A 25,062-nucleotide genomic window follows, 5' to 3' on the forward strand; every position below is an offset into this window, starting at 1 on the left:
AAGGACGCGTGTGTCTGCCGTCGACAGCGCCGTACGTCAGTTGTGCGATAAATGATTGGCCGTAAAAAAGCATCCCGGCACGGGCCGGGATGCTTTTTGTCGGCGACACAACGACACCGTCGAACGATGAACTCAGAACGTGAAGCCCATCTTCAGGCCGAGCACGAACGCGTTGCTGTTCTCGCTGGTGCCACCCGGGTGCAGGATGTATTGCAGGTTGGGGCGCAGGTAGACCGATGGAATCGGCGACCAGCTGTAGAACAACTCGGTGACGTACTCATTGCCGTCGCCGACGATGACGTTTTCACCGGTGCGGATGTTGTTCTCCTGGACGTACTCGGCATAACGACTGTTGGCATTCGTGGCGCCCACCGCGAAGCCGATCATGTCATTGGCACGTGCAAACGGGCCCTTGTATTCCATGCCCAGCGAAATCTGGCGATCGGTAGCTGCCGTATTGCGATCCGCCTGCGATACGTTGAGGAAGATCGACGTGCCAGTGCCGCCCGCGTCACCGCTGACCTGCTGGATGAAGTTGATATAGGCGCCGTACTCGCCATCACGTTGCAGCGCCGGCAGGCCGGTTTCGCCAGCCGGATCGTGATTGATGTCGTAATAGAGGTCCGAGCCCTTCGACGTGTTGTACCAGACACCGAACTTGTAACTGCCCGGCAGGCCGCCGGCCGTCGGTGCCCAGCCGAATTCCAATGGAATCAGGGCGCCGGTGGTGCCGCCGGGGAAGTCCGGAATCAGGCCCTTGCTCTCGGCGTACTGGTTGTTCACGTAGTTCGGATTGACCTGATACGCACCCAACATCACATAGGTTTCTTTGGTGGTATTGAGCTTGATGTTGACGGCCCACTGGCTGGTCGGCCAGTTGACCCAGTAATTACCGACAATATTGCCCGGCTGTGCGCCGCAGAAGGTAAGGTTCTGGAAGTCGCAGGAGAAAGCGGCGAAATCTGAGCCGACTGGGAGACGACCGGCCTTCACTACCAGCGCGCCGTCGAAGAATTTCTGTTCCAGTGAGAATTCGGTCAGGTGCCAGGTCTGACCGCGACCATAGACTTCCTGGATCAGCTGGTTGTTGCCGATATCGGCGTCGGCGCCGAGATTGCGACCGTTACGATCGGTGATCATCATGCGGAAGGTGGCGCCGTGCCAGCCCCACAGCTTGTCCAGATCCAGCGCTACGCCACCCTTCCACTGGTCCGTGTAACGGGTCAGGTGGGCGTCGCCGCCGGTAAAGTTGTGTGCCGCTTCACCACCGTAGCCGAGATCGAAGGTAATACCTTCGTCGGCGAGACGAGTTCGCTCGCCATTCCAGTCACCGAAAAGATAAGGGCTGGTGGTGAGATCATCAGCCGCGCGCGCCTGCGGAGCGACGAGACCCATGGCCAGACCCAGGCCAGCGAATGCTACTGCCCAAGCGAGCGGTTTTTTGCGTAGTGTTGAAGCCATGATGCCATCTCTCCCAATGGTGATGTGCCGAATGGTGAAGCGATTTGTTGCGTTGTTGCGTTGTGAATTTTTCAACAGACAAAAGTGAAAATTCGTCTGTCACTTTTAATGTTTATTATTTTTTTGTTACCGGCATTTTCGAACGAATAATCACTGCGCTCAATGAGCAAGTACGTGATGCCTATTGTGTTTTTTCATGTTGCGTTGCAGGAAAAATAATCGCCACCATGCGCAGCAATCACGACTCAATGCGTCGGCATGGCAAATTCGGCGCCAACAATCTCTTTATCTGCCAACCAGCGCTGTGTCACCGCCTTCTGACGCGTGTAGAAGCGCACTGCCTCGGGGCCATGCGCATGGTGATCGCCCATCAGGCTCTTTTTCCAGCCACCGAAACTGTGAAACGCCATCGGTACAGGAATAGGTACGTTGATGCCAATCATGCCAACTTGCACTCGATGCGCAAATTCGCGTGCGACGTGGCCATCACGGGTGAAGATCGCTGTGCCGTTGCCGTATTCATGCTGATCAACCAGCGTCAGTGCGCTGGCGAAATCGGGCACGCGCACCACGCACAGCACGGGACCAAATATCTCTTCCTTGTAAATGCGCATCGATGACGTGACGTGATCGAACAGCGTTCCACCTAGAAAGAAACCCTGCTCGCAGCCGGCGACGCGATGGCCGCGACCATCAACCACCAATTCCGCACCAGCCGCTTCACCGTCATCGATATAACCGGTGATCTTGTCGCGGTGCTGGCTGGTCACGACGGGCCCCATCTCGATCGTCTCGTCCATGCCGTCGCCGATGCGCAATGCACGAACCTTGGGTGCCAATTTTTCAACCAGCGTATTGGCAGTCGTTTCACCAACGGCAACAGCCACAGAAATAGCCATGCAGCGTTCGCCGGCGGCGCCATAACCGGCGCCCATCAGTGCATCAACGGTTTTATCCATGTCCGCATCGGGCATTACGATCATGTGGTTCTTGGCGCCGCCGAGCGCCTGCACGCGCTTGCCGTTGGAAGTGCCACGTGCATAGATGTATTCGGCGATGGGCGTCGAGCCAACGAAACTGATGGCTCGAATATCCTTGTGATCAAGCAGCGCGTCGACGGCGCCCTTGTCACCCTGCACGACATTGAATACGCCATCGGGCAGACCGGCTTCGGTAAGCAGCGCCGCGAGCAACAGTGCCGTTGAAGGATCGCGCTCGGACGGCTTGAGCACGAAGGTGTTGCCGCAGGCGATGGCCATCGGGAACATCCACATCGGCACCATGGCAGGGAAGTTGAATGGTGTGATGCCAGCACATACGCCGAGCGCCTGGCGCATGGTCCAAGCGTCGATGCCGTTGGCGATCTGCTCGGTGTAGTCGCCCTTGAGCAGTTCGGGAATGCCGCAAGCGTATTCCACCACCTCCAAGCCGCGCACCAGCTCACCTTTGGCATCGGACATCACCTTGCCGTGTTCACGGGTGATCGCAGCGGCGAGTTTGTCCATGTCACGCTCGATCAGCTCTTTGAACCGGAACATCACGCGTGCGCGCTTCAGCGGCGGTGTTTGTGACCATGCGGGAAAGGCGGTCAGGGCGGATTGCACGGCGACATCCACTTCATGCGCATCGGCCAGCGCCACAGCACCGATCACTTCACCGCTGGCCGGGTTGTAGCTCGGGACGGTCGAACCTTTGCCGGCCTGATGACGGCCGCTGATGTAGTGGCCGATATGGATGGGAGCAGGGGAGGGGGAGAGTTGGGCAGACATAATGGGTGGTTCCATGAAAGGCGTTGTTGGATCAAGACGGTCTGGCTTGTTACAAAACAATCAGCGCGGCATCAGCCAGTCGTGCGCCGGATCATTCTTGAAATGCCACTCGCGATGCGGGCCAGCCATTACGTTGAGGTAATAGCCGCGGTAACCGTGCGGCATCACCACCGGGTGGTAGCCGCGTGGCACCATCACCACGTCGTGATCGCCTACGGCCATCGATTCATCGAGATCGCGTTCATCGGTATAGACGCGCTGAAAGGCAAAACCTTGCGGCGGATCGATCCGGTGGTAATAGGTTTCCTCCAGCGAGCTTTCCACCGGCAGGTTATCGGTATCGTGCTTGTGCGGTGGATAGCTGGATGAGTTGGCGGCCGGAGTGACTACCTCGACCACGAGCAATGATTCGGCTGCTTCGGTTTCGGGCAGCACGTCGCATACGTAACGGGTGTTGCTGCCCTGGCCGCGCACCATGCGTTTCATGCTTGCCGCAGGGATCAATCGTGCTGGATGTTTTCCCGTTGCCGGTGCGCTCGCAAGGGCAAGCTCGGCCGCGTCGTGCGCATGAATCACAAACGTCGAACCGGGCGGCGCGTAGACCGCATCGGTCGAGCGATCCTCGAATACGCTGGTGCGGCCGCCCAGATTCGTCCAGTTCTCTTCACCTACGGAAACGTCGATGCTGCCAGTAAGCACGACCAGGCAGCCTTCGCGGTCGGATGGCAAATCGAGATTCAGCGATTCGCCTGCAGCGAGTCGGACGCCTTCGAAGCCGACGTGCTTCCATCCAGCCGATTCCGGTGTGACCTTGACGATAGCGCGACCGTTAGGCGTCGATTTTACCAGCAGGCTCATGCGGCCTCCTTCGTGCGGATGCCGTCAACCAGTCCGCGCAGCGTGCGATAACCCAGACTGGCGTAGGCGTAGCTTGGGGCGACGGCAGGGTCTTGCTCGGCCTCGACGATCAGCCAACCCTTGTAATGATTTTTGCGCAGCAGTTCGATGATGCCGGCGAAATCGATGGCGCCATCACCCGGTACGGTGAATACGCCGTTCAACACGGAGTCCAGAAAGCTCCACTGACGATTGCGCGCATGACGGATGATCGCCGGGCGCACGTCCTTGCAGTGAACGTGGCATACGCGGCCGATGTGCTTGCCCAGAATGGTCAATGGATCACCACCGCCGAAATACGCATGGCCGGAATCGAACAGCAGGCCAACGTCCTCGCCGGTGTAAGCCATCACACGATCGATATCGTCCGGTGATTCAACATAGGCGCCCATGTGATGGTGATAGCCCAGTCGTACACCGCGCGTCAGCAAGTGTTTGCCGAACGCGGTGAGTCGCTCGCCGTAGCGCTTGAACGCGTCATCGTCAAAATGCGGACGCTTGTATAGCGGCACCTTGCGCTCGCCCTGGATCGCGTTGGCGACCTCGCCGTAGACCATCACCTTGCAGCCATTCTCAGCGAGCAGGTTGAGATGCGATTCCACGGCTGCGATTTCTTCCTCCACCGATTGCGTGGCCAGACGGCCGGAGTACCAGCCGGAGACCACGTCCAACTGATAGCCGGCCATCAGCTCGCGCAGCGCAGCGGGGTCCTTGGGAAACTTGTTGCCCAGTTCGAAGCCCTGGTAGCCGATCTCGCGGCCTTCGCTCAACGCAGTCGACAAGGGTATTTCACCGCCCAGCGAGGGCAGGTCGTCGTTGCTCCAGCTGATCGGATTGATGCCGATCTTTACTTCCAGAATCTCAGACATCGGATTTCACCTGCGTTGTTTTTTCTTGCACGGCATGGGGCCGCTGCTGTTGTTTGGCTAGTTCGTAATTGCGGCGCGCGTCAAGCACCACCGTGCGCGTGGATATTTCAGGTACCGCCACTTCCCACCAAGTGCCACCCTGTTCGGTGGTGCGGCGGTGATCGGTATTGATCGAGATCAGATAAGTCCGCTTGGCCGCACGGGCTCGCGTCAATGCCTGCTCAAGTTCGGCGATGCTGCCGACGTGCTCGGCCTCGGCACCCATCGCGCGCGCGTGAGCGGCAAAGTCGATGGCAGGTGCACCTTCTTCGCCTTGCAGGCAGTCGTCCCACATATTGTTGAACGGTGCTCCGCCACAGGCCTGCTGCAAACGATTGATGCAGCCGTAGCCACGATTGTCGAGCACCACGACGATCAGCTTCATGCCAAGCATCACCGAGGTGGCGATTTCGGCATTCAGCATCAGGTAGCTGCCATCGCCCAGCATCACGATGACCTCGTGGTCGGGTTTGGCCATCTTTACGCCCAGACCGCCGGCAATCTCATAGCCCATGCAGGAGTAGCCGTACTCCATGTGATAGCCGCCGGGAGTTGTCGTGCGCCAGAGTTTTTCAAGCTCCGCGGGCAGCGTGCCCGCCGCGCAGACCACGATGTCGTTCTGCATCGACTGCGGATGTGAGCGCTGCACGGCACCGATGATTTCACCGTCGTAGGGGAGAGTGCCATCCGGCAACTCGCGCTGTTCGGTGATGGTGCAGACGATATCGCGCCAGCCGTCGGCTTCATGCTTGGCGTTACCGTTCCACTGGCTGTCGGTACGCCAGCCGTTCAATGCGCTGGAAAGCGCGTCCAGGCCAAGCCGCGCATCGGCAAGGATTTCCAACCCACCGCCCTTGAGCGTGTCGTAGCCGTTGACGTTGAGCGTGATGATGTGGGCACCAGCAAACAGCGCGTTGGAGCCGGTAGTGAAATCCTGCAGCCGCGTGCCTACGGCGAGCACGACATCGGCATTGGCCAGTAAAGCATTGGCTGCGGTGGAGCCGCATACGCCGGCCGGCCCCAACTGCAGCGGATGATCCCAGGCCAGCGCGCCCTTGCCCGCCTGCGTCTCGGCGACCGGGACGCCGTGGCTTTCGGCGAAGCTCAGCAATGACGCGCTGGCCTTGCTATAGAGCACACCTCCGCCGGCGATGAGCACGGGACGCTTGGCTGCACGGAGGGCAGCTGTCGCAGCGGCAATTTCGTCAGGTGTTGCGGGCAACGCGCGGAATGCATGGATGCGCGGTGCGAAAAAACTTTCCGGCCAGTCGTAGGCTTCGGTCTGCACGTCCTGCGGCAGCGCCAGCGTCACCGGACCGCACAGAGCTGGATCGGTCAGTACGCGCAGGGCACGCGGCAACGCGGTGAGCAGTTGCTCGGGCTTCACGATGCGATCGAAATAGCGCGATACCGGACGCAGGCAGTCGTTGACGCTGACCGTGCCATCGGAGAAATCTTCCAGCTGCTGCAGAACCGGGTCGGGTGCGCGCGACACAAAGATGTCGCCGGGCAGCAATAAAACAGGGAGCCGATTGACGTGAGCCAACGCGGCCGACGTCACCAGATTGGTGGCGCCCGGTCCGATCGAGCTGGTGACCGCCATCATGCGGCGGCGCATGTGCGCCTTGGCAAAGGCGATGGCGGCATTGGCCATGCCTTGTTCGTTGTGCGCGCGATAAGTTGGCAGGACCTCGCGCTGCTGATGGAGTGCCTCGCCAAGCCCAGCGACGTTACCGTGGCCAAAGATCGCGAACACACCGCCGAACAACGATACGATCTGGCCATCGTCATCGCGTACCTGTTGCGCGGCGAGATAGCGTACGAGCGCCTGCGCCATGGTCAGTCGAACGGTGTCACTCATGCGGTGGCCTCCACCCCATGTGCCTTTTCAACCGAAGATGTGGATATCGCACGTTCTCCCCGAGACTGTCGCCACAACGCTGCCAGTTCGGCAAAGTTGTTGCTTGCCCGTTCGATCAGCGCAGCATCATCAATGTCACCGCGCAGCCAGGCACGTGCCGGCTCCACAAAAATGCTGCGGCCCACAGCAAAGCCACGGCAACTGTGGCTGTGTGCGGCGGCGGCAAAGCCGGCGGCAAGTTCGGCAAACGGCGCGTTGAGGCCAAGCAGCAATACGCCGCGGCAGTGTGGATCGCGTTCGGCGATCAGCGCATCGAGCGCCGCCCAGTCCTGCGCCGGCAGTGGCGCCAGCTTCCACCACTCGGGGCGGATACCAAGGTTGTAGATGCGCTTGAGCGAACGCAGCACACGCTCACCCTGGCTCACCTGCACAGCGGGATTGGCTGGCGGAATCACTTCCAGCAGCAGTTCATGGCCGCTGGCGCGGGTGGCCGCATAAAGCGCGTGCAGCTGGGTTTCCTGCTCCAACCGCTGTTCCGGCGTGCCATCGGGATCGAACGGCACCAGGCACTTGACCACCTGTTCGACCGGCCACTGGATCAGTTCACTGCCCAGCGCGCGGCCAGCCTCGAATTCAAGCGGCAGCGAACCAGGCAGTTCAACCGGGCGGCCAATCCACCAGCCGCGGCCGGTGGCGTCATTGAGTGCATCCTGGCCATAGCGGCCGTCGCACAGCAAACCGATGCGCTGGGTCAGTTCCAGACTTTTCTCGGTGCGCGCCACAGCCTGCACCAACAACTGTTTCAGTTTGGGGATGCGTGACTCGTCGGTGCTCGACTCGTTCGCCAGCTCAAACAGCTGGCTGCGGTGATCGAACGCAAAAATGTGCAAATCGTCCCAGTGCGGTCGTGCCACGCTGACGCGATGCAGGTGGGCGAGTTGTTCATCGCGATCCGGCTGCTGCAGGCGTTCGGCGTGAGCTAGAAAATAGTCGAGTTCAGCTCGGCTCGGCATCGCTGGCGCGCAACCGTGACGAGACACCACGATCGCACCGCAGGCATTGGCATAGGCGCAGCAGCGTTCGATCGACTCATCGCGCAACCAGCCCGAAAGAAAACCGGCGATAAAGGCATCCCCGGCTCCGAGTACGTTGAGTACGTCGACCTGCGCACCGCTGTAAGTCGGCGCGTCGTCAATAGCTACAGGAATGGCCGCCTCGATCACGCTGCAACCCTGCGAACCGCGTTTCACCACCAGCGTGGCATTGCTCACTGCTCGCACAGCTTTCAATGCCGTAATCAAATCCTTACTGCCGCCGGCGATGTGGAATTCTTCTTCGGTACCGACGATCAGGTCGAACTGACTGAGTTCACCCTGCAGGTGCGCGGTGACGCCGTCATCGGCAATGAAACGGGTTTCGCCATCGCCGCGACTGGTCAGCCCCCATAACACCGGGCGATAGTCGATATCCAGCACGGTACGCACGCCGTGCTTGCGTGCGAAGCTCAGCGCCTTGCGGCTGGCAGCCAGCGTGCCGGGTGTGGACAGGTGCGTGCCGGTAATTGCCAGTGCCTTGCTTGAGGCAATGAAGCTGTCGTCGATATCGTCTACCGACAACGCCATGTCGGCGCAGTTTTCGCGATAGAAAATCAACGGGAAGGTTTCGCGGTCCTTGATACCGAGCAGCACCATACCGGTCAGTCGGGCCGGGTCGACCACAACATGGCTGACGTCGCAGCCTTCCTTGCTCAAGGTCTCGGTGAGAAACCGCCCCATGTGGTCATTGCCCACGCGCGTCAGCATCGCCGAGCGAAGCCCGAGTCGCGCCGCACCGAAGGCGGCGTTGCCGGAAGAGCCGCCAAGATATTTGGCAAAGCTGGAGGCATCCTCCAGACGCGCGCCGTGCTGTTGGGCATAGAGATCGACAGCGAGTCGACCCAGGCAAATCAAATCGTAGCGGTGTTCAGTCATGGTGCAAAAACTCGACGTGGCAATGGGGGAAGGGCAGTGCTACTTGAACTACTCAGGCGGCCTGACGGCCCTCAAGCTCGTCGACCAGGCTCTGGATCTCGGTGCCGCCTGCCATCATGTCGAGCACTTCCTCCTTGCTGATGTCGCTCTTGGCGAAGGTGCCCATCGACTGTCCGCGATTGAGCAGGGTGAAGCTGTCACCGATCGGGTATGCGTGATGCACGTTATGGGTGATGAAGATCACCGAGATGCCTCGCTCGCGCGCCTTGTGCACCAGCTTGAGCACGTTGCAACTCTGCTTGACACCCAGCGCTGCGGTCGGCTCATCGAGAATCAAGACTTTCGCGCCAAAATGGATCGCCCGCGCGATCGCCAGACATTGCCGTTCGCCGCCTGACATCGTGCCCACCGGCTGATGCGGCGAGCGCACGTGGATGCCCATCTCGGCCAGCTTGTCGACGGCGGTACTGGCGGCGAGTTGCATGTCGAGCACAGGGATCATGCCGAACAACTTCTTGGTCGGTTCGCGACCGGCAAAAAAATTGCGAGCCACGCTCATCAGCGGCACCAGCGCCAGATCCTGGTACACCGTGGCGATGCCGCAATCCAGCGCCTCACGCGGCGACTTGAAACTGACCTCGTTGCCTTCGACCAGATAGCGGCCTTCGCTGGGTTTATGTACCCCGGCCAGCGTCTTGATCAGCGTCGACTTGCCTGCACCGTTGTCGCCGAGCAGGCAATGCACTTCGCCACGACGCAAACGCAGCGTCACGTTCTTGAGCGAGATCACCGTGCCGAAGAATTTGCTGACGCCTTCCATCTGCAGGATGTAGTCGTCGCTACCGCTGGGAGTTTTCACTTGAGTGTCCATCAGTCGATCCTCACTTGCCGGTCGTTGCGCGCGAACGGATGTAATGGTTGAACAGCACCGCGAGCAACAGCATCGCGCCGAGCACCACGCGGTACCAATCAGAGTTGACGTTGGTATAGGAGATGCCGATCTGCACCACGCCGAAGATCAATGCGCCGAAGCAGGCGCCGAGAATCGAACCGTAGCCGCCGGTAAGCAGGGCACCGCCGATGACTGCGGCGATGATTGCCTCGAACTCTTTCTGCAGGCCTCGATCCGACGCAGCGGAACCGACATCGGAAACCTGCAGTACCGCAAACAGACAGGCGCAGAAGGCGGTGAACACGAACAGGCTGATCTTGACCCGACGCACCGGCACGCCGACATTCTTGGCCGCGTTGGCATCACCACCGACGGTGAAGATCCAGTTGCCGAAACGTGTCTTGGACAATATGAAGCCAGCGGAGCAGGCCACCAGCGCCCACCAGAGCAGCACCTTGGGTAGGCCCGCGACGACGGGTTCCCCGCTAGGCAGTTTGTCGATCACACCAACCTGTGCCAGCCAGGCAAACAGCCCCTGCAGCGTGGTGCCCTGAAACAGCGCATGGGTCACCGGGTCCTGCGCGATCTTGTCGCCTACGCCGCTGACAATGGTGCTGCCGGCAAACTGGGTCGACAGCACGATGGTGAGTCCGCGCAAAATAAACATGAAGGCGAGCGTGACAATAAAGCTGGGCAGCTTGGTACGCATCACCAGGTAGCCGTTCAACCAGCCCAGCGCCATGCATCCACCGAAGGCAAAGAGCACGGCCAGCCACATGGGCCAGCCGAAAAACATCGATGGCACGGCCAGCATCATGCCGGCAAAGCCGATCATCGAGCCCAGCGACAGATCGAACTCGCCGGCAATCATCAGCAGGCAGGCACCGACAGCGATGATGCCCAGGTAAGCAGCCACCTGCGACCAGTTCATGATGCCGTCGAGGTTGAACATGCCCGAGTCGCCGGCGAACACACCGAAGAACACGAAGACGAGAATGGTGGCTGCGATCGATCCTAGCTCGGGACGATTCAGCAGTGCACGCCATGGTGAGATGCGCCGCACGCGCTCATCACTCGGCGTAGCGGGGTTTGCGCCGGGTGGGGTGGTGTTCGGCTGCTTCAACGTGGCGTTCGACGGAAGGGTTTTGGCGAGGGTCATGGCCATATCGGAAGTCGTGGTACTCATGAAATCTCCGGCGCTTGCGCGAGGGATGGTGTGTTGGCCGTTGACCGACCGATCGCTGCAAGACGATCAGTCGGTCAACGCGCTTTAGCGGTACTGGCCGGCGTATTTCTCGACCGTGGCCACGTTGTCCTTGGTGACAAAGGCCGGGCCTGAACTGACGCCGTCGGCGTTGTAGACCGGCACCAGGCCATATTCCTTCAGGCGCATCTGGAACTTCGGATTGGCCTTCAGCGTGGCGATGATCTTGTCTTTGTCCGTCGTCTTGTCTTCATGCGCGATCACCACGGCGGCGATCGACATATAGCCCTGCAGGTACGGCTGCTGATCGATGGCGAAATTGATCGTGCCATCCTTGATCGCGTTGATGATGCCGGGCGACAGATCGAACGTGCCAAAATAGATTTTGCCGTTCAGATGCATCTGCTTCAGCGCCTGCACGGTTGGCTCGGCAGCGTTCGGGCCCAATGCAAGAATGGCCTGGGTCTTCGGATGGTTGCGCAGGTAGGCGGTGACCTTGCTATTGACCACGGTGGGGTCCATGCCGCTGTCGATCATCGAGCTCTTGAAGTCGGCACCGATGGCGTCGGCAAAGCCCTTGCAGCGCTGGAACGAGGCCTGGTTGGTGGCGTAGTGGTTCACGCAGACGAAGGACTTGATGCCCAGCGCCTTGGCGCGATCGCCGGCGGCTTTGCCTGCCGCGTATTCCGGCTGACCGATATGCATGATCGCACCGAGCTTTTTGCTTTCTTCGATCGTGCCGGAGTTGAAGGTAACTGTCGGGATGCCCTTGGCAGTGATTTTTGCAGCGGGCTTGGACAGCACGTCATAGTCGGCGATGTCATACGCGACGCCGTCGTAATTGCGCGCGGCCGCCTGTTCCAGCAGACGCGCCATATCGGCCAGGTCGCCGTTGGGCGGATTGCGGTAATCGACCTGTACACCAAAGTCTTCACCAGCCTGTTTCACCGAGTTCTTGATGGTGTTCCACCAGGAATCGGAATCGGCGCCGTGGCTGACCATGACATAGCGTTCATTTGCGTGTGGACCGTCGGCGGCCAGCAGTGTTGGCGTCAAGGTCATACCGGCCAGCAGGGTTGCCAGGCAGAGGGAAATTTTCCGAAGTTGCATGCCACTCTCCAGTCGCTTGGGCCGGGTTTGCCGGCTCGGTTCAGATCGGGCCATGCCTGTTGACAGGCTGGGCGTTTCGAAGCTGGGACGAGGATGGACCCACTTTTTGCAATTTGCAATTTGCATTGCACAATAAAAAAAACTGGAATAAATATTCCATTCGATGCATAACATGCGCCTCTCCGTCACATTTGCAGTGACCAACGCCACCGTAACGAATGGACCCGAACGCATGACCAAGAGCAGCGGTGTCGAACAGCTGATGCAACGAATTGCCGAGCAGTTCGATGCTTTGCCGCGGCAGCAGCAGAACGTGGCGCGTTATGTCGAGGAACAGCGCGCCAACATCATGCTTCAGCGCGTCAACGAGGTCGCCGAAGGGGCCGGTGTGCATGCGTCGGCGGTGGTGCGTTTCGCGCAGCGCTTCGATTTTTCCGGTTACAGCGAGATGCAGGCCGTGTTCCGCAGCGAACACACGGCGCAAGTCGCACCGGCACGCAGCTACCAGCAGCGCATTCGCCGGGTGATCGAGGATGGGCCCGAACAGATGGAGCCGGCGCAGATGGCACTGCGTTTCATCGATGCCAGCCGGGCAGGGCTCGACGATCTGGCCGGCGAGTTCGACGCGAAAAGCTTCGAGGACGCGGTGGATCTGCTGGTCAAGGCCGACACCATTTACGTGGTTGCCGTGCGCCGTGCTTTTTCCATCGCCAGCTATATCGCTTATGCCTTGCAGCACACGCACAAGCGGGTGTTGCTGGTGAACGGTCTGGGTGGCATGTATCGCGAGCAGATGCGCAGCATTGGCAAGAACGATGTGCTGATCGCTATCAGCTTTCCTCCCTATGGAAAAGAAACGCTCTACTGCGCGCGCATAGCCAGCCAGCACAAGGCGAAGGTGTTGGCGATTACCGAAAGCGGTATGGGGCCACTGGCCCGCCACGCTAGCGTATTGCTCAAAGTTCGCGAGGGTAGTGCCTTCGCCTTTCGCGCGCTAACCAGCACCATTTGCCTGTGCCAGGCGCTGTTTGTCGCGCTGGCTTACAAGCTCGAATTGACTGTTGAAGAAACCACACCCCCTGGAGAATACGATGATTGAAGTAGCCGTTTTTGGTGCCGGCCGTATCGGCAAGATCCATGCCGCCAACGTGAAGCGTCACCCGCAGGCAAAACTGAAATACGTGGTCGACACGCATGCGCCATCGGCCGACGCGCTGGCCGCCGAACTGGGCGCCAAGGTGGTGTCGGTGGAAGAGGCGTTGAATGATCCAGCCATCGGCGCCGTGGTGATCGGTTCCAGCACCGACACGCATGCCGACCTGATCCTGCGCTCTGCGGCCGCAGGCAAGGCGATCTTCTGCGAGAAGCCGGTCGATCTCGACGTGCAGCGCGCGCGCGAGTGCGAAACTGCGGTAAAGAAAGCCGGCGTAGTCTGCATGGTCGGTTTCCAGCGCCGCTTCGATCCGACGTTTGCTGCGCTGAAAGCGCGCCTGGAAGCTGGCGAGATCGGCGATGCCGAGATGTTGGTGATCACCAGCCGCGATCCGGCGCCACCGCCGGTGTCCTACATCGAGCGCTCCGGTGGCGTGTTCAAGGACATGTTGATCCATGACTTCGACATCTTCCGCTGGATTCTCGGTGGTGAGGCGGTAAGCGTGTATGCCACTGGTGGAAGCTTGGGCTTTCCCGAAGTAGCTGCGGCCGGCGATATCACGCAGGCCACCGTCACCATCCGCACCAGAAGCGGCGGTCTGTGCCAGATCAACACGTCACGCCGGGCCGCCTACGGCTACGACCAGCGCTTCGAAGTACTGGGCAGCAAGGGCTTGCTGCAGGCCGGCAACGTGCGTCCGACCCAGGTGGTGGCATGGGGTGAGCAGTCGATCAGCACCGACAAGCCGGAGCACTTTTTTCTCGAGCGCTACCGCGATGCATATGCGCTGGAAATCGCGCATTTCTTCGATGCCCTGAGCAATGGCACACCGGTGCGCACCACGATTGCCGACGGCATCAAGTCGCTGGAACTGGCCGAGCTGGCGACGCGGTCATGGAAGGAAGGCAAGGTGCTGGACTGCTCCATATAAGCGTGTGAGCGGGCATCAGGAAGTGAGGAATCCCGGAAGGTGATTCCTCGCGGTCGCGCATCGAGCGTTCCCACGACGGGTGCCTTTGCATGACGATCAAAAATCGCGGGCGCGCTTGCCTGCTCTTCATCGACATATCTCATCGAGTTCCCGCATGAATCAGAAAATTCTTACCATTGGCCTGGCTGGGCTAGGACGGCTGGGTCGGCGCTACGCGGAAAACCTGGCGCGCAATGTCCCGCGTGCAAGGTTGGCTGCGGTATGCAGCCCGCTGGAAGAAGAAATCAACTGGGCACGTGACACGCTGGGCGTGGAAAGCAGCTACAGCGATTACGCCCAGATGCTTGCCGATCCCGCGTTGGATGCCGTGTTTCTGGTGACACCAACATCACTGCATGCCAATCAGATCGAGCAGGCGCTCGATGCCGGCAAGCACGTGTTCTGCGAGAAGCCGCTGTCGCTCGAGCTGGAAGCCTGCCAGCGCACGGTGGCACACGCGGCGCGTTATCCGCAGCTGCGTGCGATGGTCGGCTTCGTCCGGCATTTCGATGCGAGCTATCGCGATGCCAAGGCACAGATCGAGGCAGGTGTCATCGGCAAACCCTTTATGGTGTATTCGCAGACTGCCGACCTGCTCGATCCCAGCGGCGCTTTCGTCAAATTCGCACCGACCAGCGGCGGCCTGTTCCTGGACTGCAGCGTGCACGACGTCGATCTGGCGCGCTGGCTATTGGGCCGTCCTAAAGCCATTCGTGCGTATGCCAGCGGTACGGTTGCCGTATACGACGAGCTGAAGGCGCTGGGTGACATCGACAACGGTGTGGCGATCTGCGAATTTGAAAACGGCTGCATGGCAATGTTCCACGCCTCGCGCACGCAGGCCCACGGACACGATACGCATACCGATATCACCGGTACTGCCGGCAAGCTCAGCATTGGCCGCAACCCGCGTATGGATCGTGTCGAAATCGCCGATGCGCGTGGAGTGCGTTCGTTATCCACGCCCAGCTTCTTCGAGCGCTTCGGTGATGCCTTCCACGCGCAGTGCCTGCATTTCGTTGATGCGGTACTGGACAGCACACCGTTCGATCTCACCCTGGAAGACGCGGCCGAGGCGACCCGAATCGCTATCGCCTTGCGGCAATCGATGCAGACGCATCAGCCCGTAGCGTTGTAACAGCAAAGCTGTTGATCATCTCGCGACGCTCAACAGTAAGGCGAGAGGCTTTTTCAGTAACTTCCCACGGTCACCCGAAGCATCGTGGGCTGTGTGCCGAAATTGAGTCCGTAGTCGGTTTCGTCACCGTTCCAGAGGCGCTTTACCTGCCATTGGCCGTTGACGAAGCTGCCTTGCTCGACCCGAAGCAGTTGACCGTGACGATGATCGTCGTCATGCCGCTCGAACTCCACACGCGCATTGATGCCGGCCACCAGAAACTCGGTGGCACTTTGTCGAATGATCAGCAGGTGGCCATCGGCGGAGGGATTGCCGGGAAGCTCGGCAGGCGCGTCTCCCCACATAGGAGCGCCAAAAGAAACCCTGGCCTGCCAGCGGCCGAGATCCAACGTCTTTTGCGGTTGGCCGGGCTGTTCTACCGCTGCAAAGAGCTGGCCGACAAAGGCCGCCTGCGCCACCTGCCGTTGCATCGCCCCGACCAGTTGGAAGTTGCGAGCATGGGCGGCGGTTGCGGCCTGCCGTTTCGACGTGTCCTCATCGTTGTCGACGCCAAAGATCGAAAAGCCGATGCCACCTTTGGCGAGCACGTGAAAGAAATACGGCGCGTTGCCCGCCTCGTAACCTGTTTCTGAAATCCACACGGGGTTGTCGGATCGCGCGTATTGATCGACCACCTTGGTGAATTCGTTGTAATCGGTGCTGTAGAGATCCGTGCCGACAAAGTCGATATGCGACGCGCTGGCCTTCCACAGATCCAGCACGTTCCAGGTCGCGCCGCCGCTGGGATAATCGTAGCCAGGCAGGTGTTTGCCCTTGTAGCGCAGCCATGCATTCACATACATCGGCAGCGGATATTCCGCCTTGCCAGCGGCGGCCACTTGATCGATATAGCGCGCTACGCCATAGGCGTTGAACATCTCATCGGCATCGGCGCTGAAGACGTCACTCCACGTGCCGGTTGGCTTGTGCAGGCTCGCTGCGAGCTGTGCCGGCAACTTGTCATTGAACAGCGCATTGGCGGCTGCACCGTGATCGCGAATGCTGCCGATCATGCCAGGCTCGTTTTCTACCTGGACCAGGATGACCGTGTGCTGCTGGCCATCTTTCTGCTTGAGATGATGCATCAATGCCGCGAATGCGGTTTTATCTGCCTGCAAGTTGGCGTCGGCATAAGGCGAGAGATCCTCCACGGGTTCACCGTGTTCGTCCTGCGCACGCGGGTAATGGACTGGGTCGTTCTTGATCCAGGTGGGCACGTAATGCATCTGCCCGTTTTTCCAGCTGCCAAACCAGAGCAAGATCAGACGCACGCCATGTTGGCGCGACTGATCGATCAAGGCATCGATATTGGTGGTATCGAAATGCCCGGATTGGGGTTCGAACTGCTCCCAGTAAACGGGTGCTTCCAAAGTATTTGCATGCAGCGCTTCCACGCTGGGCCAGATGCTTGGAAGTATCTCGGGCCATGCGCTGGAGTTGTGCAGTTGGGCGGCCATGACGGTATAGGGTGCGCCATCGACAAAAAGCGCGAAGCGCCCCTGCTGTTGCACCAGCCTGGGTTGTTCTGTGGCCCAAGCCTGTGACGCAAGCAGGATGCTAAGGCACCCTGCCCATAGTCGTACTCGAAACATGGGAGCAAAAACCATCAATAGTCCTCGATGGCCGGCGCTTGCACCGGCCATCTGGTGCAGAGTTAAAACGTAACTTTAGAACGTAACTGTGGCACGCACCCAGTAGTAACGGCCGATCTGGTCGTAGGTATAGGCATCCGTATTGGAGTTGCTGCCCCATTGATAGAACAGCGGTGGCGTCTTGTTGGCAAGATTGTCGATGCCCGCCGACAGGGTGGTGTGATACTTGGTGAAGTCGTAGCTCGCCGAAACGTTGTTGTACGTATAGGCACCGATCTTGTGTTCGACACCCGGAATGCTTTCGTCGGCGGAATAGCCCTCGGAGAGATCGTCGCTGCCTACCCGGGTACGGCCGATATAACGCATCGTCCAGCTGGCGCCCCAGTTGCCGAGTTTCCAGTTGAGCGTACCCAGGCCGCGCCAGCGAGGGAACTCGCCGTACACCGAGCAATACGAACCGGCGCAGTGAGTGACTGCCACACTGGAATCGCCCGGCGCGGTATCGACGTCGTAGCGCGCCGTGTAGGTGCTGTTGAGGCTGACCGCAAACTTGCCATAAGTATCGGTGGCGAAGCTGTACTGGATCGTTGAGTCAATACCCTTGGCGGCCGTCTGCCCAAGGTTGACGGTCGGCAGATTGATGTAGGTGATCTGCCCGTTGCCGGCGCGATGGATCAGGCTGCAGAGTTTTTCGCTGTAGTAGCACTCGTTGAGAATCGTACTGGGATCGAGGCCATCGACGATGGTGTCGTTGAGGTTGATGCGCCAGACATCGGCACTGAACGACAGACCCGGAAGCCAATGAGGATCGTAGACAAGGCCGAAGTCGAACGACTTGCCGTACTCGGGCTTGAGATCGTAGCCGGCAGCGACCGACCCCGAACTCTTGACACCTAGCTGCGCGTTGTTCTGCTGGAAGCTGCCATCGGTAGGAACGTTGGCGCATGCGGCGGCATGACCACCGGTATAGCCATCGCAGATATCGGTTGCGGCATAGGCACCACCCGACGTTCCCGAATAGAGTTCGCTGATATTGGGCGCACGGAACACTTGCGAAACCGTGCCGCGTAGCAAGAGATCAGCGACTGGGCGCCACTCGAGCGCGACCTTGCTGTTGGTGGTCGACCCCGACACGCTGTAATCGGAGTAGCGCGAACCGATATCGACGTTCAGCGAATAGAAGAACGGCTTCTGCGACAACACCGGAATCAGTGTTTCGACGTAGGCCTCCTTGACGTTGTAGCTGCCGCTGAGCACTGTGCCGCAGTCTTCCACCACGCCGCACAGGCCAGCGTAGTCGCCGTCGCTGATGGCGGTGGCAATCGGCGTGTCGGTGGTATCAGACTGCGATTCCTTGCGATACGAGAAACCTGCGGCCAGACTTACCGGGCCGGCGGGAAGATTGAACAATTCGCCGTTGGCGCTGACCTCGGCTTGCTTCATCGTATAGCTGTATTCGGTGACCGGATTGACGATCAGTTTCTTCAGCGCAGCAATTGTCGTGGGATCGTTGATGTTGAAAATATTGATCGGCGTGCAGCCGGAAATCACGTTGCCGGCGGAGCCGCACTTGACTACACCATCGGTATCCTTGAACGAGGGTCCGATCGCCTCCTCAAGACCTGCGTAATCGATAAAGCCTTCGTTTTCGGTCTTCTGCTTGACCTTGGCGTAGTTGATATCGGCATTCCACTGCCAGCTACTATCGCCAAAGTTGCCCTTGATACCAGGCGTTACCTGCAGGTTATAGGTCTGGCTGGCGAAATCGCGATTGCCTAGTGAGGTCAGGCGCGTGTTGAGATCGTTATAGCTTTCTCCAGTGCTGCGGTCGGTACCGAAATTGACACCGAAGGGATTGTAGTAGCTGTTCTTGGAGACAAAGAAATCGTCGGAGTTCGCGAAGATCGGCACCGGCGCAATGATCGAGGACGACGAGGTCTTGTTGTAGAAGACGTTGGCGTAGGCATCGACATTTGGCGTGATCTTGAAGTCGCCGACCAACGAAAGGTTGGTGCGCTCCTGCGGAGTCTCGACCAGGTTGTAAGGCTGGTAGTTGTACGAATCGGCCGAGGTATACGTGTGGTAGTCGGCCAGTGTGGTGGCGCCAGTTACGCCGCTGTTGAGAGTCACATAGGTGCCGTTGGCGTTCTCGACCAGACCCGTGGGTGTGGCTGACGAACCCAAGTGAACTACGCTGCCGTTATTCAGAGCAAGCGCATACTTGGAAAAGCTGCGGTCGCTGGAAGAAATGCTGTTCTGGCTCTGTTGACTGGCGCCGACCAGCAGGTTCCAGCGGTCGCCGGAGATGCCGCCCATCGCGCTGAAGTTGCGCCGGTTGCCATCACCATGCGAGCTGATGCCGTAGTCGCTGGTCAGCTGCACGCCCTTGTAGTGATCCTTCAGGATGAAGTTGACCACACCACCGATGGCGTCGGAGCCATATACCGACGAGGCGCCATCGCTCAGCACCTCGATACGATCGATCATGTATGAGGGAATGATGTTGACATCGTCGTACGCCAGACGGTGACCGTTGACCAGAATCAGCGTGCGATTGGAACCGAGGCCTCGCAAAGACACTGTCGATGCGCCCGTGCCGCCCCCATTGTCGATGCCTGGGTTGGTGGCATTGCCGGCGATCGACGGCAGTTGCTGAATCAAATCGCCGACGGTTGGCTTGCCACTGGCAGCGATCTGCGCGCTGTCAATCGTCACGACGGGATTGGAGGTTTCGGTATCCACTCGACGGATCAGCGAACCGGTGACCGTCACGGCGTCAAGATTCTTGGTGCCGCTCTTGGCGGCATCGCTGTTGTCCTGCGTGGTACTTGTGTCCTGAGCGTGCAGGGCGACGCTGCCCATCAATCCAACAGCGAGAGCGGTCCGCACCGCACACGTGATTAGCGAAGGGCGTCGACATGGCGGATGGTCGTTCAGGATGGTAGATACATTGAGCATGATGTCCTCACTTGAATGGGTAAATGGGTGGCTGGCTTGGGGGACGCATGCCTGGATCGGTAGATTCGGCGACACGGTTTTGCATCCATGCATGCTCCGCCGTAACGCCCCGAATTTCGGAACGACGGGCATGAAGATTTCACGTTTGCGAGCAGGCGCAGCGAGTGATCGCCAGCGATGCTCTGTCATGACGTGGACGATGAGTTGCGCATGAGCGCAGAACCTCGCCGATTTTCATTTAGCCGTCTTTATGACGACCTAAAAGATTCTTCGATCGCTAGCCGTCAGCGGTCGATATATCCTGGAATTTCCAGTAAACCGCATAGCGCTCAGCATGAATTTCATTCAGCGGCGCAACGGTCAAAGTGCCTTGACGGGTTGTTGCTTCGAAACGCAGCTCACTCGTCGAGAGCGCGCGTAGCCAGTTGATATCCTGCGTCGCGCTGGCAAAAATCTCCGGCGCAGGCTGTGCCTTCGGTTCGGGATTCGGCGCAGCGTCATAGCCGCAGTACTGCATTGCGTGCGTCAGCCCTGAACTGCCTAGTCGCGCAGCGAGTACCAGCGGTCCGTAAAGCACCGCGCGCTGATCGTCATCACCGGGCAACGCTTCGCTATGAAGTTGCATCGGTAAATCGAGCTCGATGCGATCGCCGTTTCGCCATTCGCGGCGCAAAGTCAGATAGCTTCCCGCTGAGGCGAACACGCCAAGCGTTTCGCCGTTCACGCGCACGGCGGCATCCGGCCCGATCCATTCGGGGATACGCAAATGGATCGCGCGATGTGTCGGCGCTGTCAGGCCCAGCGTAAAGCGCGTCAATGGCTCGCGCGGAAATATCGTTTCCTGGCGCAGCGTCAGCTGCTCCTGCGGCCAGCTCAATTCGGAGGCGATGAACAGGTTGACGTAAAGATCCTGCCCCTCGTGAAAATAGATGCTGTCATTGAAGCGGGCAAACTCTTCGGCACCGGAACCGGTGCAACACCAAAAGGAATCGGTGGGCGAGTTGTAGAACTTGTTGGCGCCGGGCTGCAACGGGTAGTAGTAAAGCTTCATGCCATCGGCATCTTGTGTGCCAAGGCGCGCGTTGTAGAGCGTGCGCTCGTAGTAGTCGAAGGCGCGCGGGTCACCGTTCCAGGCGTAGACGTGACGAGTGAGTTTGAGCAGGTTGTAGGCCACACAGCACTCGGCGGCGTAGAGGCCAAGCTGGCCTTTCAGATCACCGGGGCCGGTTTTCCAGAACTCATCGTTGCTGGAGCCACCGGTGGCATAGCGGCGCTGGGTGGTTACCGTCTCCCAAAAGAATTCCACTATGCGTCGATAGCGTGGGTCGCCGGTCAATTCGTAGCGGCGCGCGGCGCCGATGATCTTGGGAATCTGGGTGTTGCTGTGCAGGCCCTGTAGCTCATCGCGATGTGCCGCCAGCGGATCAAAAAGCGAGGCTTGATCGAAACGATGCGCGGCATCCATGTAGCGGCCGTTGCCGGTAATCGCATACAACTCATACATCGAGTCGTTCATGCCGCCGTACTCGGTTTTCAGGATGTGCGCGAGTTCGGCATCGGAGAAGCCGTTGAGCCAGCGCACTGTCCAATTTCCGATGCCGGTGGCCACGGCCAGCGCCTGCTGATTGCCGGCGTGCCGGTACATATCGAGCATGCCGGCCTGAATCTTGTGAATGGTGTAGAACGGTGCCCAGACTTTCTGGCCGCTGCTGAGGCGATCGAAAAAGCTTTCCGGGAAGGCGCTCAAATAACCGTTGGGCTGTTGGCACGCTGCCAGCAGCGAAACCAGCTCGTCGCCCCGCGCCTTGAGTACTTTATCGCCCTGGCTGGCGTAGGCGAGCGCTACCGCGGACAGATAGTGGCCGCCGCTGAAGTGGCCGCGCAATTCACAATCGGGTTTTTCCCAGCCGCCCAGCGCTATCGCACTGGAGGGCCGTCCGGCTTGTAGCTGAAAGCTTCGGGCGAGCCTGTCGACGGGCAGACTGTGCAGATAGTGCAAATTGACTGCTGCTGCGGTGGCGAAATCCCCGTCAAGTAGCTGCACCTGGTTCAACGGAAAGTCGTACATGCTTTGCACGGGCTTTTCGCGTGATGCTACTGCTGTCGCTGCGACGGTGGTGTTGGGGTCGGCTACATCGGGAGTGAAGGCGCGCGTCGCGGGTACGACCACAGCAGAGGCAAGCATGGCTGCGGCGCCTTTGATAAACCTCCTGCGTTGGTCGATGTTGTCGTGCATGCCACTCCCCGAATCTGCGCTGCGCCATCTGGTCAAGATGTAGCGCGTTCATTGACTACCCTCGATAGTCAATTTCATCGTGCCGTCACACAGGCGTCGCGTCTTGTGTCATTTGGGGGAGTTGAATGCGGAATTCCGCATAGTTTTCGCGAGCGGCTGTAACGATACGCTGGAGATACGTATTTCTTGCTGGCAGAAATCGTGCGGGATATGGCCGTCTGCGATGATCGTGGCGTCTGTATGTTGTGGTCATCGAAACGAGTTATCGCCAACCCGATAGGCTTGGCGACGATCTTGCTGGGAGACACGCTGTGCGGTTTTCTGAAATCGCACAATGGGAGCCGCACACTGGTGCCGCATCAGGCATGGCGACCAGGCATGGAGAGGTGATGTGTCAGACGAAGCGGGCGCGCACCTCGATGCGCTGACCGGGCTTGCCGCGTATGCGAATGGCGGCATCTCGGTGTTCGGCGGCATCTGAGGCAACGCCATCCAGATGCACTTCGATCAGACGTTTGCCAGCGGGCACGCGCAAGCTCAGCCACGTGTCTTTGGGGCTGCTGCCATCAGGCAGGGTCAATTCGCCTTCGATGACATTGCTACCCGTGCTCTGTAACCGGAAGCTGACTTTGCCCCAGCGCGTTGGCGCGCGTTCAATGCCGACAGATTTGCCACTGGCCATCCACGTGCGGGGAATCGCTCGGCCCAGATAGAGTGTTTCTCCAGCGCTGTCGTCGAACACCATGGTCCAGCGCAGCAACAACGGAATGGTCATCTGCGCAGGTATGCAGAACAGCGGCATGCCGCCGCTGATGTCGGAGACTTCACCGGCGGTCCAGCTTCCCGGCGTATGCGCATGATGGCGATGGGCGTAGAGGAAAAGCAGGTATTCGTCGATACGCCCAAGCCGCAGCAGCTGCTGCGCGTAGCCGTAGGAAATGAAACCCAGGATATCGCGACTGTCCTTGTCGACTGGGCCAATATTTGCGACGACACCGATACTGGTGGCGCCGTGGCCGCGCATGCAGTCGATCACCAGATGAGCGAGATCATCGGGTAGCACGTCGGCTTGCAGCAACTCGGCGTAGGCCCGGTGCGGCCATTGCTGTTCACTGGGATTCTCCTTGGCCAGCGATTCGCGGAAGGTCAGTTTTACCCCGGGTAGCGGCCCAACATAGGGCGGCTTCAGATCATGGCGAATATTGGCGCGCAGCGTACGTACGGTCTGTTCGCGCAAGCTGTCGGCGCGCCGCTTCCATTCGTGCGCGTCCTTCGTCTCGCCAGCAACAAAGGTCGGCCACACGTTTGCCAGATCGTGCAGTCCACGCGCAGCCATGGCACTGTTGGCGTAGTACGGTTTCCACCAAAGCGTGGGATCCGGAAACAGGCAGGCATCGGATTCGTTCCAGCCGTGGATCAGGCCGTAGCCGGGATCATTGCTGGCAAGCTTCAGACTCTCGTCGTGAAGCTCCAGCAGAATCTGCGCAGTGGCTTCGATCTTCGCCCTGTGCTTCAGAATCAGTGCACGATCACCGGTGTAGTTGAAATAGCGCGCCAGCAGCGACAGCGTCAGGCCAAATTGCGCGGTTTCAGCGCCGCGCATGTTGATCATGCCGTCAGCCTGCACGAAATCGCTGAAATATTCGTCCAGTACGGCGGCAGCCTGTTCGAAGCGACCCCATTCGAGGTTGGCGTAGAGCGAGCTGGTGAAGGTGTCCTGGAAGCCGTCGTATTCGTTGCCGTAGTAGTCGCGATCCACCGCACCGTATTTCGGATACGTGCCGTCGGGGCGCACCACCAGTTCGCGGGCAAATGCGTAATGCGCCATATCGTTCCAGCCTGGCGTGGGTATGGAAGCGACGCTGGTTCCGCTCAGTTCGGCCTGCCAGTAATCGTGAAAACGCAGCAGGGCCGCATAGAACGTTGCCGGTTCCGGTGGCAGTCGCCGTGGTGGATAGCTGGGATAGCTGTGGCCATAGGAGACTTTGCTGATCGCACCGTGTTCGACCAATGCAGTGCGATGCCAGGTCTGCATCACGAATCGATCAGTAGCATCGACATCGGCAAACACCAATACGTCGTACCAGCGCCCCTCGTCGATCGGCACCACTTTATGCACGGCCGGCATCCAACCACCCAGCAGGCCTTCGCGGCGGCGGGCGACGCGTTTTGGATCGTGCAGTTCGGCGAATATCTGGTCGGAGTGATAAGTGCGGGTACTCCCGGAGGTATACACCGGCATCGTGTCCGCGCATTGTCGCGTGCCAATGAAGGTCGTCCAGGGCAGGCGCCCGTAATAGTTCTCGGGGTTGAGCAGCGAGGCGACCGGTGGTGCAGCCAGGCGTACCTGCGTCTCGTCGGGCTCGCCGTGCGCCAGCAGGTAATCGGCCAGCAAGTCGGCTTCGGCCACCGCAATGTCAGCCAGCTTCATGCCGAAGTAGGGCACGCCGTCGGCGGCAAAGGACGGTTCCGTGCGCTTGCCCAGGACGCAGGCCACATCACCACAGACCAGCGTCAGCTCGCCATCGGGATGACTGAGGTTCTCGAATACCTGCCAGTCAAGATTGGCCTGCTTGAATGAGCCCAATGCATGGTGGCCGCTCGTTGAGATACTGGCCAAAGGGATACGTATCGGTGACGGCACGGGTTTGCCAGCGGCTGCCGGCAGCGGCGATGCGTCGGCGATCTGGTCGCGCCCGGAAACGCAAAGTCCGACCGCTGCACCGGTCGCAGCGAGGCCCTGGAGAAAGCGTCGACGATCCATGGGTTCTCAATACTCCACCGAATGATGCGGAATCATTACGTTCTTCAAAAAAAGGGGCCCGCGCATAGGAGAGTTCGCGTCTCCAAGAGGGGAGGTTGGAGGTATGAAAATGCGCGGTCCCTAAATTAATGATGCAACGC

At 59.6% G+C, this 25,062-nt stretch carries 16 protein-coding genes; 3 read left to right on the forward strand and 13 right to left on the reverse strand.

What is annotated here, in order from left to right; genetic code table 11:
* Window positions 1-132: 132 nt before the first annotated feature.
* The 9 genes from HDE80_RS16440 to HDE80_RS16480 all read right to left on the reverse strand — a co-directional run bounded on the left by HDE80_RS16440 (window position 133) and on the right by HDE80_RS16480 (window position 12,072).
* Window positions 133-1,461 carry a carbohydrate porin gene (locus tag HDE80_RS16440; protein ID WP_184672704.1) on the reverse strand — a complete coding sequence of 443 codons (1,329 nt, stop codon included), beginning with the start codon at window positions 1,459-1,461 and terminating at the stop codon, window positions 133-135.
* A gap of 245 nt (window positions 1,462-1,706) precedes the next feature.
* The gene (locus HDE80_RS16445) at window positions 1,707-3,230 is read right to left on the reverse strand and encodes a CoA-acylating methylmalonate-semialdehyde dehydrogenase (RefSeq protein WP_184672706.1); all 1,524 of its coding nucleotides are present in this window, start codon (window positions 3,228-3,230) and stop codon (window positions 1,707-1,709) included.
* A gap of 60 nt (window positions 3,231-3,290) precedes the next feature.
* Window positions 3,291-4,088, reverse strand: a complete 798-nt coding sequence (gene iolB / locus HDE80_RS16450) for a 5-deoxy-glucuronate isomerase (protein WP_184672708.1) — start codon at window positions 4,086-4,088, stop codon at window positions 3,291-3,293.
* On the reverse strand, window positions 4,085-4,996 hold the full coding sequence (iolE, locus tag HDE80_RS16455) for a myo-inosose-2 dehydratase (RefSeq protein WP_184672709.1): 912 nt from the start codon (window positions 4,994-4,996) through the stop codon (window positions 4,085-4,087). The genes iolB and iolE overlap by 4 nt, the downstream gene beginning before the upstream one ends.
* Window positions 4,989-6,896, reverse strand: coding sequence for a 3D-(3,5/4)-trihydroxycyclohexane-1,2-dione acylhydrolase (decyclizing) (iolD, locus tag HDE80_RS16460; RefSeq protein ID WP_184672711.1), 1,908 nt, complete (start codon window positions 6,894-6,896; stop codon window positions 4,989-4,991). Before iolD ends, iolE begins: the two co-directional genes overlap by 8 nt.
* Window positions 6,893-8,866 (reverse strand): 5-dehydro-2-deoxygluconokinase, encoded by a 1,974-nt coding sequence (gene iolC / locus HDE80_RS16465; RefSeq protein WP_184672713.1) that lies wholly within the window; start codon window positions 8,864-8,866, stop codon window positions 6,893-6,895. Before iolC ends, iolD begins: the two co-directional genes overlap by 4 nt.
* 52 nt (window positions 8,867-8,918) lie before the next feature.
* Window positions 8,919-9,725: an ATP-binding cassette domain-containing protein gene (locus HDE80_RS16470; RefSeq protein WP_221437664.1), complete on the reverse strand. Its 807-nt coding sequence runs from the start codon at window positions 9,723-9,725 to the stop codon at window positions 8,919-8,921.
* 22 nt (window positions 9,726-9,747) lie between these two features.
* Entirely contained in the window at window positions 9,748-10,944 is a 1,197-nt protein-coding gene (locus HDE80_RS16475) for an ABC transporter permease (protein WP_221437665.1), read from the reverse strand.
* 84 nt (window positions 10,945-11,028) lie between these two features.
* Window positions 11,029-12,072, reverse strand: coding sequence for a sugar ABC transporter substrate-binding protein (locus HDE80_RS16480; RefSeq protein WP_184672717.1), 1,044 nt, complete (start codon window positions 12,070-12,072; stop codon window positions 11,029-11,031).
* Window positions 12,073-12,244: 172 nt separating this feature from the next.
* On the opposite strand from HDE80_RS16480, the gene HDE80_RS16485 reads away from it, so the two are divergent.
* From HDE80_RS16485 to HDE80_RS16495, 3 genes are all read left to right on the forward strand, one after another.
* A complete protein-coding gene (locus HDE80_RS16485; protein WP_255483868.1) occupies window positions 12,245-13,171 on the forward strand; it encodes a MurR/RpiR family transcriptional regulator in 927 nt (308 codons plus the stop codon).
* On the forward strand, window positions 13,164-14,156 hold the full coding sequence (gene iolG / locus HDE80_RS16490) for an inositol 2-dehydrogenase (protein ID WP_184672719.1): 993 nt from the start codon (window positions 13,164-13,166) through the stop codon (window positions 14,154-14,156). Before HDE80_RS16485 ends, iolG begins: the two co-directional genes overlap by 8 nt.
* A 154-nt stretch (window positions 14,157-14,310) precedes the next feature.
* Complete coding sequence (locus tag HDE80_RS16495; RefSeq protein WP_184672721.1) at window positions 14,311-15,333, forward strand: Gfo/Idh/MocA family oxidoreductase; 1,023 nt, start codon at window positions 14,311-14,313, stop codon at window positions 15,331-15,333.
* Between the two features lie 53 nt (window positions 15,334-15,386).
* Here the strand turns inward: HDE80_RS16495 and HDE80_RS16500 are convergent, their stop codons facing one another.
* From HDE80_RS16500 to HDE80_RS16515, 4 genes are all read right to left on the reverse strand, one after another.
* Complete coding sequence (locus tag HDE80_RS16500) at window positions 15,387-16,964, reverse strand: DUF5597 domain-containing protein (protein WP_255483869.1); 1,578 nt, start codon at window positions 16,962-16,964, stop codon at window positions 15,387-15,389.
* A gap of 75 nt (window positions 16,965-17,039) precedes the next feature.
* On the reverse strand, window positions 17,040-19,922 hold the full coding sequence (locus HDE80_RS16505; protein WP_184672725.1) for a TonB-dependent receptor: 2,883 nt from the start codon (window positions 19,920-19,922) through the stop codon (window positions 17,040-17,042).
* A gap of 277 nt (window positions 19,923-20,199) precedes the next feature.
* Entirely contained in the window at window positions 20,200-22,107 is a 1,908-nt protein-coding gene (locus HDE80_RS16510) for a glycoside hydrolase family 127 protein (protein WP_184672727.1), read from the reverse strand.
* A 445-nt stretch (window positions 22,108-22,552) separates the two neighbouring features.
* On the reverse strand, window positions 22,553-24,922 hold the full coding sequence (locus HDE80_RS16515) for a twin-arginine translocation signal domain-containing protein (protein ID WP_184672729.1): 2,370 nt from the start codon (window positions 24,920-24,922) through the stop codon (window positions 22,553-22,555).
* Between the last annotated feature and the right edge of the window lie 140 nt (window positions 24,923-25,062).

The organism is Rhodanobacter sp. A1T4, from assembly GCF_014207185.1.
GTDB lineage: Bacteria > Pseudomonadota > Gammaproteobacteria > Xanthomonadales > Rhodanobacteraceae > Rhodanobacter.